Annotated in this window: 11 protein-coding genes; all 11 read right to left on the bottom strand. The window is 69.7% G+C overall.

Annotation, left to right across the window (positions count from 1 at the left end; translation table 11 throughout):
- Positions 1-274, bottom strand: a 274-nt coding sequence (locus ACFU8Q_RS29110; protein ID WP_384459127.1) for a UbiA family prenyltransferase, incomplete at its 3' end; no start/stop codon positions are given.
- Positions 271-1,389 carry an inositol-3-phosphate synthase gene (locus ACFU8Q_RS29105; protein WP_384459124.1) on the bottom strand — a complete coding sequence of 373 codons (1,119 nt, stop codon included), beginning with the start codon at positions 1,387-1,389 and terminating at the stop codon, positions 271-273. The genes ACFU8Q_RS29110 and ACFU8Q_RS29105, both read right to left, overlap by 4 nt.
- 201 nt (positions 1,390-1,590) lie before the next feature.
- A complete protein-coding gene (locus tag ACFU8Q_RS29100; RefSeq protein ID WP_384459121.1) occupies positions 1,591-5,313 on the bottom strand; it encodes a ThuA domain-containing protein in 3,723 nt (1,240 codons plus the stop codon).
- Positions 5,314-5,631: 318 nt separating this feature from the next.
- Entirely contained in the window at positions 5,632-6,636 is a 1,005-nt protein-coding gene (locus ACFU8Q_RS29095) for a sugar phosphate isomerase/epimerase family protein (RefSeq protein WP_384459118.1), read from the bottom strand.
- 12 nt (positions 6,637-6,648) lie between these two features.
- Positions 6,649-7,941 (bottom strand): Gfo/Idh/MocA family protein, encoded by a 1,293-nt coding sequence (locus tag ACFU8Q_RS29090; protein ID WP_384459115.1) that lies wholly within the window; start codon positions 7,939-7,941, stop codon positions 6,649-6,651.
- A 68-nt stretch (positions 7,942-8,009) separates the two neighbouring features.
- Positions 8,010-9,047, bottom strand: coding sequence for a substrate-binding domain-containing protein (locus ACFU8Q_RS29085; RefSeq protein ID WP_384459112.1), 1,038 nt, complete (start codon positions 9,045-9,047; stop codon positions 8,010-8,012).
- Positions 9,048-9,184: 137 nt separating this feature from the next.
- Positions 9,185-10,234: an ABC transporter permease gene (locus tag ACFU8Q_RS29080; RefSeq protein WP_384459109.1), complete on the bottom strand. Its 1,050-nt coding sequence runs from the start codon at positions 10,232-10,234 to the stop codon at positions 9,185-9,187.
- Positions 10,231-11,757, bottom strand: coding sequence for a sugar ABC transporter ATP-binding protein (locus ACFU8Q_RS29075; RefSeq protein ID WP_384459106.1), 1,527 nt, complete (start codon positions 11,755-11,757; stop codon positions 10,231-10,233). The genes ACFU8Q_RS29080 and ACFU8Q_RS29075 overlap by 4 nt, the downstream gene beginning before the upstream one ends.
- Positions 11,758-11,918: 161 nt before the next feature.
- Positions 11,919-13,100, bottom strand: coding sequence for an ROK family protein (locus ACFU8Q_RS29070; protein ID WP_384459103.1), 1,182 nt, complete (start codon positions 13,098-13,100; stop codon positions 11,919-11,921).
- A 209-nt stretch (positions 13,101-13,309) separates the two neighbouring features.
- A complete protein-coding gene (locus tag ACFU8Q_RS29065) occupies positions 13,310-13,969 on the bottom strand; it encodes an NUDIX domain-containing protein (RefSeq protein ID WP_384459100.1) in 660 nt (219 codons plus the stop codon).
- Positions 13,970-13,999: 30 nt separating this feature from the next.
- On the bottom strand, positions 14,000-14,791 hold the full coding sequence (locus tag ACFU8Q_RS29060; protein WP_384459129.1) for a DeoR/GlpR family DNA-binding transcription regulator: 792 nt from the start codon (positions 14,789-14,791) through the stop codon (positions 14,000-14,002).
- Positions 14,792-14,837: the final 46 nt, after the last annotated feature.

Below are 14,837 nucleotides of genomic sequence, written 5' to 3'. Positions count from 1 at the left end.
CGGCCGTCAGCGCGCCCGCCGCCGCGAGGGCCGCGCCGGGGGCGATCCGTCCCGAGGGGATCGGCCGGTGCGGGCGGTCGATGGCGTCCTCGTCCCGGTCGGCCCAGTCGTTGAGGGCCATCCCCGCCTCGTACAGGCAGAGCGAGGCGCCGACGGCGAGCGCGGTGCCCCGGTCGGGGCGCCGGCCCCTCGCCGCCGCTCCGGCGAGCGCGTCGCCGGGGACGGTGAACAGCGCCGACACCCGCAGCAGTTCCGCCCAGGCCCGTACCGTCACTTCGTCCCCCGCAGCGTGTCGGCGAAGGCCAGCAGCTGCCCGTACTGCTCGAAGAGTGCGGCCGGGCCGCCGTCCGGGTCCTTGAAGTAGAAGCCGAGCTGGGGCAAGGGTCCGGTGAGTCCCTTCTCGTGGGCGCGGGCGACCAGTCTCGCCAGGTCCAGGACCAGGGGTGCGGCCAGTGCGGAGTCGCACCCCTGCCAGGTGGTCTGGAGCACCATGCGCGCCCCGAGGAATCCGTCGAACGCGATGTGGTCCCACGCCGTCTTCCAGTCGCCGAGGGCCGGTACGTCGTCGATGTGGACCTCGCCCTCGGGCGCCGTTCCCAGCGTGTCGGCGAGGACGCGTTCCTTGCCCGCGTTCTTGGCCGCGGCGGCGCCCGGGTCGGCCAGCGCCGCTCCGTCCCCGCCGCCCAGCAGGTTGGTGCCCGACCAGGCCCGTACGGGCAGGGCGCGTTGCACGAACATCGGGGCGAGTACGGAGCGGAGCAGCGTCTGGCCGGTCTTGCCGTCGCGGCCCGCGTGAGGAAGTCCGCAGCCCGCGACGGCGTCCTGGAGCGCGGGGGTGCGCAGCCCGGTGGAGGGGGTGAAGTTGATGTACGGGCAGCCAGCCCGGAGCGCTGCCGCGGCATAGAGCGAGCTGGCGGCCAGCCGCGGATCGCCGGGGACCGGAGCGGGTTCCGTGGAGGCGACGTTGACCACGACCGTCCTGGTCAGGCCGTTGCGGTGACCGAAGTCGACGAGGTCGGCGGCGAAGGCGGTGATGAGTTCCTCGTCGCTGCGGGTGTCGCCGGGCAGTGGCCCGCCGGGCCGTATCTCCGCGTCGGCGGCGGCGAGTTCGGAGCGCACGGCCCGGGGCAGTCCGTGCGGCAGCACTCCCCCGGCGGCCAGGGCCTCGGCGCGTTTGGGCAGGGGGCAGCCGACGGTGTCGTGTCCGCCGAAGACCAGTGAGGTGAGGGTGGGCAGCCCGCTGTCGGCGAACGGCGTGGTCTCGGTGACCATGCCGGCCGCCGGGTGGAGCCCTGCCGCGACCGCCGCGCACCCCGCCGCGGCGGTGGTGGCGACGGAACCGCGTGCTCCGATGAACCAGACTCCGGTACGAACGGCGGATGCTGACACGGGCTGCCTCCCTGGCTGGGGGTGCTGGCTGGGCAGAGCGAGTGGCGCTGTGCGACGAGCGAACAGGATCGAAGAGGGAATCGGATAGAAGGCGGAACAGGACCGAAGAGGGAACACGGCCGCCGAGGTGAGACGGCCGGGTGGTGACGGCGGGCGGGGAGGTCTTCCCTTCCCTGCCCGCCGTCGGCCGGGGTGACCGCCCTACGCCGAGGGCAGTTCCTTCAGCTGGATGTTGCGGAAGGACACATGGTCATCGGCACCGTGGTTCTGGATACCGATGTAGCCGTCCTTCAGGCTCCGGACCGGATCGGTGTTGGTGAAGTCGTTGATCTTCACTCCGTTGAGGAAGACCTGGAGACGTTCACCCTGGACCTTGATCTCGTAGCTGTTCCACTGGCCGGGCGGCCGCAGGGCCTGGTCGCGGGCCTTGATGTTCGCCGCCTTGAAGGTGTAGATAGAGCCCGTGGTGCGGTCGGGCGCGTCGGTGGCGTCGATCTGGACCTCGTAGCCGTTGTTCACCGCGGACCAGGGGTCGTCGGACTCCGGGAAGCCGACGAAGACACCGGAGTTGTCGTCGCCCTGCATCTTCCAGTCGAGCTTGAGCGAGTACGCCCCGAGCTCCTTGGCCTGGTAGGTGAGCAGGCCCATGCCGCCCTCGGAGCGCAGTTCACCGTCGACGATGTCGAACTTTCCGGGGCCGGCCTGCTTCCATCCTTCGAGCGTCTTGCCGTTGAAGATCGACCGGTATCCGGTGTCGGGCTTGCAGTCGGCCTTCACCTGACCGGCCGCGTACCGCATGCCGCCGAGGAGGAGCCCCCGGAAGGCCGGTTCGGCGTACGACTCCTTGGTGTGGCCGAGGCCGGTGTAGAAGGAGCGGCCGCCCTGGTAGGCCTGGCACCAGGTGATCGGGTGGTCTCCCTTCATGGTGCCGCCGGTGTAGGTCGTCTCGTCGAGTGTGGCGAGGACCTTGGCCTGACCGCGCGGGTTGGTGCGGTAGTTGTACCACTCGTCGGTGCGGTTCCACTCGTCGTCGAGGTGGGCGGTGGCCGGGTGCTTGTGGTCCTCGACGCGGACGGTGGCGGGCTGGATGGCGGGGTGCGAGGAGAAGTACGCCCCGACGAGTCCGCCGTAGAACGGCCAGTCGTACTCCGTGTCCGCCGCCGCGTGGATGCCCATGTAGCCGCCGCCGGTGGCCACGTAGTTCTCGAATGCCTTCTGCTGGTCGGCGTTGAGCACGTCACCGGTCGTCGACAGGAAGACGACGGCGTCGTACCGCGCCAGATTGCCCGTGGTGAACTGGCGGGCCTCCTCCGTCGCGTCGACGGTGATGTCGCTGCCCTTGCCGAGTTCCTTCAGCGCGGCGATGCCGTCGGGAATCGCGTCGTGGCGGAAGCCGGCCGTCTTCGAGAAGACCAGGACCCGCTTGGCGGCCTTGCCGGCGGTGCTGTGGGTGAGCTCGAAGTCGTCGACGTCGTACAGCGCTCCGTCGCCTCCCTTGAAGACGAGGAAGAGCTCGGTGGCCTTCTTGGGGACCTTGCTCAAGTTCACGTCGACGTCCTGGAAGTTCTCCCAGCCGCCGGTCACGGGTACCGGGGTCGAGCCCAGGAGCGTACCGGTCGCCGAGCCTGCCCGTACCTCCAGGAATCCTCCGCTGCCACCGGACGCGATGCGGGCGGTGAGCTTGTTGGAGTCGCCGAGGATGTACGGCTTGAAGGAGATCCAGTCGCCGTTGTCGATGTCGCCGACGGTCTTGCCGCCGTTGGCGGTCGCCTTGTCGTAGACCTTGATCCCGGACGAGGCGCTGAAGTGCTCGGCCTGGCGGTGCCTCGGCTGGAGCTGCGCCTGGTCGTGACCGGACAGGGACGCCTGGCCGCCGCCTCCGCCGTCCGTGTAGGAGGCGTCGATGACCCCGAAGATGTTGGCGTTCGGGTCGTGCCCGCCGTCGACGGTGGTCTTGATCGTGCCGGAGCACCCGTTGACGGTGGTGATCGGGTGGCCGTGGCTGTCGTGGCCGAGAACGAAGCGGACCTCGACCTTCGAGCAGTCGATCGTGCCGTCCTCGGGGTCGGTGACGGTCACCTTGAACGGGACCTCGTCACCGAAGGTGAACAGCTGCCCGTCACCGGGGAGTTTCAGTTCCACCTTCGGTGCCGTGTTGCCGACCGTGACGTGGACACTCGCGGAGGCGGTCCGGCCCGTCGGGTCCTTGGCGGTGACGGTCGCCGTGTAGGTGCCGTTCTTCTTGTACGTGTACGTGGGGTTGGCCGCCGTGGAGGTGCCGCCGTCACCGAAGTCCCAGGCGTAGGTCAGCGGGTCGCCGTCCGGGTCGACGGTGCCCGCCGAGGAGAAGCTCACCTTGAGCGGCGTCGTGCCCGAGGTCTTGTCGGACGACGCGACCGCGTTGGGTGAGCGGCCGCCGGTGGCGTTCTCGATGCGGTAGAGCCCGGAGTTCTCGTCGCCGCCGAACCAGCTGGTGCCGTAGTCGAGGACGTACAGCGCCCCGTCGGGTCCGAAGGCCATGTCCATCACCTGGGTCCCGGTCCACGGAACGGGGTTGATGGACTGGACGGTGCCGTTGGCGTCGTGCTTGATGGCCTTGATCCAGCGTCGGCCGAACTCCCCGGCGAAGAACTGCCCGTCGTAGGCCTCGGGGAACTTCACGGGCGAGTCGAGGTCGGCGTCGTAGTGGTAGACGGGGCCGCCCATCGGCGACTCGGAACCGGTGCCGAACTCGGGCACGGATCCGCCGTCGTAGGGAATCCAGGCGGGCTGGGCGGGCGGCAGGTCCACGAGGCCGGTGTTGTGCGGCGAGGTGTTCTTCGGAGCGTTGCAGTCGAAGGACGCGCCGGACGTCTTCGTCGCGAAGTCGTAGTCGACGTACGCGTCGTTCTTACCGGTGCAGAACGGCCAGCCGAAGTTGCCCGCCTCGGTCACCCGGTCGAACTCGACCTGTCCGGCCGGTCCTCGCTTGGGGTCGGCCGCGCCCGCGTCGGGCCCGTAGTCGCCGACGTAGAGGATGCCCGTGGCCTTGTCGACGGAGAAGCGGAACGGGTTGCGAAGGCCCATCGCGTAGATCTCGGGACGGGTCTTGTCCGTACCCGGTGCGAAGAGGTTTCCGTCGGGGATGGTGTACGAGCCGTCTTCGGCGACCTTGATCCGAAGAATCTTGCCGCGCAGGTCGTTGGTGTTGCCGGCGCTGCGCCTGGCGTCGAACGCCGGGTTGCGGTCGGGGCGCTCGTCGATCGGCGCGTAGCCGTCGGAGGCGAACGGGTTGGAGTCGTCGCCGGTCGACAGATACAGGTTGCCCTGCGCGTCGAAGTCGATGTCGCCGCCGACGTGGCAGCAGATGCCGCGCGAGGTCGGGATGTCGAGGATCTTCTTCTCGCTGGCGTTGTCGAGGGTGCCGTCGGCGTTCAGGACAAAGCGCGAGAGGCGGTTCACCCCGTCGAACTTGGCGAATTCGGCTGCCGTGCCGTTCTCGGGGGCGTCTCCGGAGGGAGTGTCCAGCGGAGGCGCGTAGTAGAGGTAGATGGCCCGGTTCTTGCTGAAGTCGGGGTCGATGGCGACTCCCTGGAGGCCCTCCTCGTCGTGCGAGTACACGGGGACGGACCCCACGACCCGGGTGTTTCCGCCGCTGTCGGTGAGGCGCAGCTCGCCGGTGCGCGAGGTGTGCAGCACGCTGCGGTCGGGGAGGACGGCGAGGGTCATGGGCTCGCCGGTCTCGGCCGCGCCCTTGGCGAGGGTGACCTGCTGGAATTCCTCGGCCGCGGCGTCGGCGGCGGCCGGCGACGCAGGTCCTTCCACGGCCGCTCCGGGCGAGGCGCCGAGGGTGAGGGTGGCCGCGGTGAGCAGGCCGCCGGTGAGCAGTGCGAGGGATGTACGGACGCGGAGCCGGGTTCTGCTCCTGTATCTGGTGAGGTGCACGAGTGTCCTCCGGAGAGTGCCGGTGGTACGGGCGGGTGCTGCCGTGCCGTTCTGCGCGGGGACTGCCGCGCAGGTCGTCCGGGGCCTGTGGGGCGCCCGCGACGCGAGTTATGTCATGTACACGTTGTGGACGGTAGACCTGTTCGTCCTGAACGGAAAGCCCTTACGCAGCAGTCTTGTTGAACTTTTTCCTGCGTCAGGACAAAGCGGGGTGAGGGCAGGGGCGAGCACGGGATGGCGGCGGGCTCCGCCCCTACCCCGCTCGGCCCGCCCCTTCCCGGACCGGGACCCGGGGGCAACACCCCCGGGAAGGACCCGTCAGTCGCCACCCCCGAACGCCGCGTCGAACGATGCCGACGGCGGTTCGAAGTCGTATCGCTTCAGCGTGGCAAGCGCTTCCGGCGCACCTGCCAGCCGGTCCATCCCCGCGTCCTCCCACTCGACGGAGACCGGCCCCTCGTACCCGATGGACCGGAGCATCCGGAAGACGTCCTCCCACGGCACGTCACCGTGCCCGGCGGAGACGAAGTCCCAGCCGCGCCGCGGGTCGCCCCACGGCAGATGGGAGCCGAGGCGGCCGTTGCGGCCGTCCAGGCGCTTGCGCGCCTCCTTGCAGTCCACGTGGTAGATGCGGTCCCGGAAGTCGTACAGGAAGTTGACCGGGTCGAGGTCCTGCCAGACGAAGTGGCTCGGGTCGAAGTTCAGCCCGAACGCGGCCCGGTGGCCGACGGCCTCCAGCGCGCGGTGCGTGGTCCAGTAGTCGTACGCGATCTCACTGGGGTGCACCTCGTGCGCGAACCGCACGCCCTCCGCGTCGAAGACGTCCAGGATCGGGTTCCAGCGCTCGGCGAAGTCCTCGTAACCCCGCTCGATCATGTGCGGCGGGACGGGCGGGAACATCGCGACGAGGTGCCAGATCGAGGAGCCGGTGAAGCCGACGACCGTACGCACTCCGAAGGCGGCGGCCGCGCGCGCGGTGTTCTTGATCTCCTCGGCGGCACGGCGGCGTACCCCTTCGGGTTCACCGTCGCCCCAGATCCGCCCCGGGAGAATTCCCTGGTGCCGTTCGTCGATCGGGCTGTCGCAGACGGCCTGGCCGACGAGGTGGTTGGAGATCGCCCAGCACTTCAACCCGTACTTGTCGAGCAGCTGCCGCCGGCCGTCCAGGTAGCCGGGGTCCGTCAGGGCCTTGTCGACTTCGAAGTGGTCGCCCCAGCAGGCGAGTTCGAGCCCGTCGTAGCCGAAGTCCCGGGCATGCCGACAGACCTCCTCCAAGGGCAGGTCGGCCCACTGGCCGGTGAAGAGTGTGAAGGGACGGGGCATGAGCGGGACCTCCTAGAGAGCCACGGGGGTGTGTACGGAGTTCTTCTCGGCGCTCTCCTCCACCGCCGCGAGCACCCGCTGCACCTGCAGCCCGTCGGCGAACGACGGTGCGGGGGCGGTTCCTTCGGCGATCGTCCGCACCACATCACGGGCCTGGTGGGTGAAGGTGTGCTCGTAGCCGAGGGCATGGCCCGGAGGCCACCACGCCTCCAGGTAGGGATGCTGGGGCTCGGTGACGAGGATGCGCCGAAACCCTGCCGTGGTGGCGGGTTCGGTGTGGTCGTGGAAGGACAGCTCGTTGAGCCGTTCCAGATCGAAGGCGAGCGAGCCGAGCTGCCCGTTGATCTCCAGCCGCAGCGCGTTCTTCCGGCCGGCCGCCATCCGCGTCGCCTCGAACGAGGCCAGCGCCCCGGAGGCGAACCGGCCCGTGAACAGGGCCGCGTCGTCGACGGTCACCGCCCCACGCGCCGCCGAGTCCGCGGCGCCGGAGAGCCCGGCGGACGGACCGGCGAGCAGCGGCCGTTCGCGTACGAACGTCTCACGGACCGCCGACACCCCGACCAGCTTCTCCCCCGCCAGAAACTGGGCCAGGTCGACGATGTGCGCCCCCAGATCGCCCAGCGCTCCCGAGCCGGCGTGTTCCCTCTTCAGCCGCCAGGTGAGCGGCGATTCGGGGTCGACGAGCCAGTCCTGGAGGTAGGTGGCACGGACATGCCGCAGGGGGCCGATCCGGCCCTCGGCAATAAGCCGGCGGGCGTACGTGATCGCGGGCACCTTGCGGTAGTTGAAACCCACCAGCGCGACCTGACCGCGGGCCGCGGCGCGCTCCGCGGCCTCGGTCATGGCCTCCGCCTCGGCGACCGTGTTGGCGAGCGGCTTCTCGCACAGCACGTGCTTGCCGGCCTCCAGGGCGGCGATGGCGATCTCGGCGTGGCTGTCGCCGGGGGTGCAGATGTCGACGAGCTGCACGTCGTCCCGGGCGATGAGGGCCCGCCAGTCGGTCTCCGCCGCCGCCCAGCCGTGGCGGGCCGCCGCCGCGTCGACGGCCGCCCGGTCACGTCCGCAGATCGCGGCGAGAGCGGGTCGCATCGGCAGCTCGAAGACGTGTCCCGCGGTGCGCCACCCCTGCGAGTGGGCGGCGCCCATGAACGCGTATCCGACCATGCCGACTCCGAGCGTCGGCGCGCTCGTCACCGGCGGATGCGTGGACACGCTCGTCGTCGGCCGCTGCGTGGACACGCTCGTCGTCGGCCGATGCGTCGGCGGACCTGCGGCCTCCTGATCCGTCTCTTCCCTACGGGCCATCCCGGCTTCCTCCTAGTCGGTCGTTCGATGGGTGCGGCAGGAGGGTCAGCACCCTCCTGCGGGGCGGCTCAGCTGAAGCCCGTCGGCAGGTACTGGTCGATGTTCTCCTTGGTGACCACGGCCGAGTAGAGAGTGAGATTGGTCGGGATCTCCATTTCGGCCAGACCCCCGACGCCCTTGCCCTGGGCGAGGGCGCGGGCCAGGTCGATGGCGGACGCTGCCATCGTCGGCGGGTAGAGAACGGTCGCCTTCAGCACGCTGTTGTCGGCCTTGATGGCGTCCATCGCGGACTTGGCCCCGGCGCCGCCGACCATCAGGAACTCGTCGCGGCCCGCCTGCTGGATGGCGCGCAGCGCGCCCACACCCTGGTCGTCGTCGTGGTTCCACAGAGCGTCGAACTTCTTCTGTGCCTGGAGGAGTTGGGCCATCTTCGCCTGGCCCGACTCGACGGTGAAGTCGGCGGCCTGACGGGCCACCAGTTTGATGTTGGGGTAGTTCTTCAACGCGTCGGCGAAGCCCTGACTGCGCTGCTTGGTGAGCTCCAGGTTGTCGATGCCGGCCAGCTCGACGACCTTGGCTCCCGCCTTGTCCTTGAGCTGCTCACCGATGTACGTACCGGCGTTGAGACCCATGCCGTAGTTGTCGCCGCCGACCCAGCAGCGGTAGGCCTGCGGGGAGGCGAAGATCCGGTCCAGGTTGATGACGGGGATGCCCGCCCGCATGGCCTCCAGGCCGACCTGGGTGAGCGCCTTGCCGTCGGCCGGGAGGATGACGAGGACGTCGACCTTCTTGTTGATGAGGGTCTTGACCTGGCCGATCTGGGCGGCGGTGTCATTGGAGCCCTCGGTGCTCTGCAGGGTCACCTCGGAGTACTTCGCCGCCCGCGACTTGGCGTTCTCGTTGATGGCGTTGAGCCAGCCGTGGTCGGCCTGCGGACCCGCGAAGCCGATGGTGACGGGCTTGCCGGGCTTGTCGTCGGCGGCGGGCTGATTGCTCTGCGCGGTCTCCGATTTCTTGGGCTCATTGCTGGTGCAGGCGGTGAGGACGGCGCCTGCGGAGACGGCTGCGGTGCCGAAGAGCAGTCGTCTGCGGCTGGTTTCTGGCATGGCTGTCAAACCCTTCATCCGGTGCGTGAAACGTCATGTCGGTGCGGGACATGTCACATGTGACGAACGGAGCGGTGGGCGGTGCGGAGAAGCAGGGGGAAGAAGCAGGGACGGTGCGGAGAACCGGGGCGGTGGGCTCAGGTCTCCCCGTGCGCCGGTGTGCGGCGCTGGACCAGGACGGCGGCGACGATGATCGCGCCCTTGGCGATTTGCTGGACGTCGGTCTGCAGGTTGTTGAGCGCGAAGATGTTGGTGATGGTGGTGAAGACGAGGACGCCGAGTACGGAGCCGACGATGGTGCCGCGTCCGCCGCTGAGGAGGGTGCCGCCGATGATCGCGGCTGCGATGGCGTCGAGCTCGTACAGATTGCCGTTGGTGTTCTGTCCCGAACCGGACAGGACGATCAGCATGAAGGCCGCGATGCCGCAGCACAGCCCGGAGAGCAGATAGAGGTAGAGGCGCTGCCGTCGTACGTCGATGCCGGCCAGCCTGGCCGCTTCCGCGTTGCCGCCGACCGCGACCGTTCGCCGCCCGAAGGTCGTGCGGTTCAGCACCAGCCAGCCGATGACGGTCACCGCGGCGAACATCATGACCAGGGGCGGGATGCCGAGGACGTACGAGTCGGGCAGGCCCAGGTCGAGGACCGACTTGACCGTGACGATCTGGGTCTTGCCGTCGGTGATCTGGAGGGCCAGCCCGCGGGCCGAGGCGAGCATGGCCAGCGTCGCGATGAACGGCACCATCCGCCCGTAGGCGATGAGCACACCGTTCACCAGCCCGGCACCGAGTCCGACGATCACGGCGGTGAACAGAATCCCCGCGAAGCCGTAATCCTGGGTGGCGAGCGTGGTCGCCCAGACGGAAGCGAGCGCGACCATCGCACCGACCGACAGGTCGATGCCGCCGCTGGTGATGACGAAGGTCATCCCGACGGTGACGACTCCGATGACGGACGACTGGGTGAGGATCAGCTGAAGGTTCCCGGTGTCCAGGAACGCGTCGGGCTCGGTGAATCCGCCGACGACGATCAGTGCGGCGAGGACGCCGAGCAGCGAGAGGTTGCGCACGTCCAGGCGCAGGCCGAAGGCGCGCGAAGGTCCGTCCTGCTTCCTGGGTCCGGCGGCCGGGGCGGGGGCGGCCCCCTTGTCCGGCCCGCCCTGCTGCGCCGAGGAGACGGGCTGCGTCATGACGTCGGGCTCCCTTCCATCACTAGGTCGAGTACGCGGTGCTCGTCGAGCTCCCGGGCATCCGCCGTGTGTACGACGCGGCCCTCACGGAGCACCAGCACGCGGTCGGCGAGGCCGAGCACTTCGGGCACCTCGCTGGAGACGAGCAGGACGGCGAGGCCTTCGTCGGCCAGCCGGCGGATCACGGCGTAGAGCTCGGCGCGGGCGCCGACGTCGACACCGCGGGTCGGTTCGTCGAGCAGCAGAACCCGGCAGCCGCGCAGCAGCCAGCGGGCCAGGACGGCCTTCTGCTGGTTGCCGCCGGAGAGCGTGCGAACCGGGGTGTCCGGGTTGTCCGGACGCAGTGAGAGTTCGCGGGTGGCCGCGCGGGCCGCCCGGCGTTCGGCCCCGCGGTCGAGCCAGCCGGCCCGGGAGAAGCGGGACATCGAGGAGACGGAGACGTTACGGGTGACGGTCTCGAGCATCAGCAGGGCCTGCGCCTTGCGTTCCTCGGGGGCGAGCCCGATCCCGGCGGCGACGGCGGCGCGGACGCTGCCGGGCCGGAGCTGCTTCCCTGCCACGGTGACGCGTCCGGCACTCGGCCTGCGGGCGCCGTAGAGGGTCTCCAGGATCTCGGAGCGTCCCGAACCGACGAGTCCGGCCAGACCGACGATCTCGCCGGGCCGGAGCTCCAGGTCCACCGGGGCGAATTCGCCCTTCCTGGTCAGCCCTTCGACCTTCAGTACCGGTTCCGCGACGGCCGCCCCCGCACGGTCGGTGGCGCGCGGCGGGAAGACGTGTTCGACGTTGCGGCCGGTCATCATCGCAACGATGTCGCGTGTCGGTGTGGACTTGGCGGGCAGCCCCACGGCGACGGCACGGCCGTCCTTGAGCACGGTCACCCGGTCGCCGATGCGGCGGATCTCCTCCAGGCGGTGCGAGATGTAGACGACGGCGACCCCGTCGGCGGTGAGAGCGGCGACGATACGGAAGAGGTTGTCGACCTCGTCGGGGTCGAGCGCGGCGGACGGCTCGTCCATCACGATGAGCCGTACGTCGTGGGAGAGCGCCCGCGCCATGGAGACGATCTGCTGCTGTGCGGCGGACAGTTCTCCGACCGCCCGGGCCGGGTCGATCTCCGGGTGGCCGAGACGCTTCAGCAGCGCGGCGGCCGCCGTGCGGCCCTCGCGGGTACGGACGATGAAGCGGGCGGTGGTGGGTTCATGGCCGAGGAAGACGTTCTCGGCGACCGACAGGCCCTCGACCAGGTCGAGTTCCTGGTAGATGGTGGCGATGCCGAGCCGCATCGCGGCGATGGGTGATTTGAGCGCGGCCGGTTCGCCGCGCCAGGTGATCTCGCCGCCGTCGGGCTGGTGGGCCCCGGCGAGCACCTTGATGAGGGTGGACTTGCCGGCGCCGTTCTGCCCGAGGAGACAGTGGACTTCGCCGGCCTGTACCTCCAGATCCACGCCGTCGAGGGCGCGTACTCCGGGGAACGACTTGGTGATGCCGGACATGGTAAGCAGGGGCGGTTCTGGTGCCATGACAAATCCCCTCGGCGAATGAGGTTTCCCCTGCTCGAGTGCAGCCGAGAGCTTGGGGAAGGCCGGTGAGTGGGCAGGGCGCAGTGCTGTCCCGGGGGTCTCCCCCCGGACTCCCGGCCGGAAGAGGCGGGAGCGGTTCGGTGGTACGTACCGGCCGAGGATCAGGCCGGTGAGAACAGGTGGTCGCTGATGAGCCGGGCGGCGCCGATCACTCCGGCCGCCGGTCCCAACTCGCCCAGCACGATGGGGAGATTGCCGGTGGCCAGCGGCAACGACTGCCGGTAGACCTGGGTCCGGACGCTGGCGAGGAGCGTGTGCCCGAGTCCGGTCACGCCGCCGCCGATCACCACCAGTCCGGGATTGAAGAAGCTGACGAGTCCCGCGATGACCTGGCCCACCCGGTTGCCGCCTTCGCGGATCAGGTCGAGCGAGGTGGCATCGCCCGCGGCCGCGGCGGCGGCCACATCGGCGGCGGTGAGTTTGCCGGCCGCCTCCAGCCGGCCCGCGAGCTCCGGCGACTGCCCGGCACGCGCCGCGTCCTCGGCGTCGCGGGCGAGCGCGGCACCGCTGAAGTGGGCTTCCAGACAACCCCGGTTGCCGCAGGCGCAGGCGCGCCCTTCGGGTTCGACCTGGATGTGGCCGATGTCTCCGGCACTGCCCGTCGTACCGCGGTGGACCTCGCCGCCGACGACGATGCCGCAGCCGATGCCCGTACCGATCTTGACGCAGAGGAAGTCACCCACGGAACGCGCGACACCCGCATGCTGCTCCCCCATCGCCATCAGGTTCACATCGTTGTCGACCATGACGGGGCAGCCCAGTTCCTGGCTGAGCGCCTCGCGGACCGGGAAGCCGTCCCAGCCGGGCATGATCGGCGGTGCGACCGGCACGCCTTCGGGGAAGCGGACCGGTCCGGGTACGCCGATGCCCGCGCCATCGAAGCCTTCGGCGAGCCCGGAGGCCCGGAGCTTGGCCGCCATGGCCAGCACCTGCTCGAAGATGGCGACCGGCCCTTCGCGTACGTCCATGGGGTGGTTGAGGTGTCCCAGGACCTCCAACTCGGCGTTGGTGACGGCCACATCGACGGATGTGGCACCGATGTCGACGCCGAGGAAGCGCAGTTGCGGAGCGAGCCGGATGTTGTGCGAACGACGCCCTCCGCGGGATGCGGCGAGTCCATCGGCCACGACAAGTCCGGTCTCCAGCAGCCTGTCGACCTCGACGGCGAGCTTGGAGCGGGAGAGATCGACCTGATCCCCCAGCTGTGCCCGTGAGTTGGGCCCGCCGTCGCGCAACAGCCGGAGCAGTCGCGCCTGATGCGCATTCGCGGGTCGTGCCGTCATACGTCTCACGCGCCCCTCCCCGCCACATCGGCCTGTCCGTCGGGCTTTCGAGGGGAACGTAGCAGCGGTTGCCGGGAGTGGGAAGAAGTTGCGCAGGAATCCACTACAACTTTCTCCACACCGAGGACAAAGCCGCTCGGCCGGGTCGTGGTCCGGCCACCGGCGCGGGTGACGTTCGGGGCGTGTACCGAGGCGGGTCGGGCCGGAAGTCAGCGGCGCCGGAACGGGCCGTCCAGGGCCGCCCATTGGAGCAGCATGATGGTCTTGGCGTCGGCGATGACCCCGCCGCGGACCAGGGAGAGAGCCTCCTCGAAGGGGAGTTCCACGGTCTCGATGTCCTCGCCCTCGGCCGCGATCCCGTGCGCGCCGCCAGTTCCTGCCGTCGAACGGTAGGGGGCGGCGAAGAAGTGCAGGCGTTCGGTGACCGAGCCGGGACTCATGTAGACGTCGAAGACGCGTTCGGGAGTGCCGACGAGGTGTCCGGTCTCCTCGGCCGCTTCCCTGCGGATGGCTTCCTCTGGGCTGTCGCCGTCGAGCAGCCCTGCGGCGGTCTCGATCAGCATCCCGTCGTGGTGCCCGTTGACGTAGGCGGGCAGCCGGAACTGACGGGTCAGCAGAACCGTGCGGCGACCCGGGTGGTAGAGCAGAATGGTGGCTCCGTCGCCCCGGTCGTAGGTCTCGCGCTGTTCCCGGCTCCAATGGCCGTCGCTGTGCTGGTAGTCGAAGGTCGTCCTGCGCAGGACATACCAGTCGCAGGACAGCACCGCCACGTCACTGATGCGCACTCGCGGATTGCCGGTCAGGTCGCGGCCGTGCCGGTCCAGACCGGTGCGTCCGCGGCGGTCGGGGGTGTCCAGGCCTGCGGTCATGATGTGCGCTCCTCGCGGTGGATCCGGTTCTCAGGCCAGGACGGTGCGGACGCCCGCATCACGCAGGGCGGACAGCGTCAGCGGGCCATTGGGATGGGTGGCGGCGTCCTGTGCCGCGTTGTCGGTGACGAACACGTCCACCGCGCCCACAGCGGCGACCTGACTGAACGCGCGCACCCCGAGTTTGGTCGCATCGGCAACGGCGATGGTCCGGTCCGACTGTGCGAGCGCGGCCCGCTTGACGGCCGCGTCGTCCAGCGAGAACTCCGACCAGCCGTACTCGGCGTGCACACCGCCGATGGACAGTACGAAGCAGTCGAAGGCCAACGCCTCGATGGTGCGCAGGGCCAGCGGGCCGACCAGCGACTGTTCACCGGGGCGGGAGCGGCCGCCGACGATCAGCAGCTCGATCCCGGGCCGGTCCGCCAGGCGGACCGCGGCCTGAAGACCGACTACCGCGACCGTCAGCGGCGCCCGTTCGGCCAGGTGCTCGGCGACGTGCACGGTGGTGGTGCCGGCGTCGAGAAGCACCCGCGATCCCGGCTCCACCATCGCGGCCACGACCGCACCGAGCCGGTCCTTCGTCGCGGCCTGCCACGGCTCACGGGCGGAGAAGCCCGCGCCCTCCTCCTGTGCACGCGTAGCGACCGCGCCGCCGTGCACCCTGCGCACCAGCCCCTGCCGCTCCAGTGCGTCGAGATCCCGGCGGACGGTCATTTCGGAGACCCCCAGGCGATGGGAGAGCTCCGACACGGAAACCCGGTCGGAGCCCTGCACCAATCGCAGGGTCAGGTCCAGACGATTGGCACACCCATGATCCATTTCTAACACATCAATGTTTGATTGAACATCAAGGTGTGAGAAAATC

Origin of the sequence: Streptomyces sp. NPDC057543 (assembly GCF_042801895.1) — a bacterium.
Classification (GTDB): Bacteria; Actinomycetota; Actinomycetes; order Streptomycetales; family Streptomycetaceae; genus Streptomyces.
Note: the sequence above shows the minus strand (reverse complement) of the source record. Positions and strands in the feature narration are given on the sequence as shown.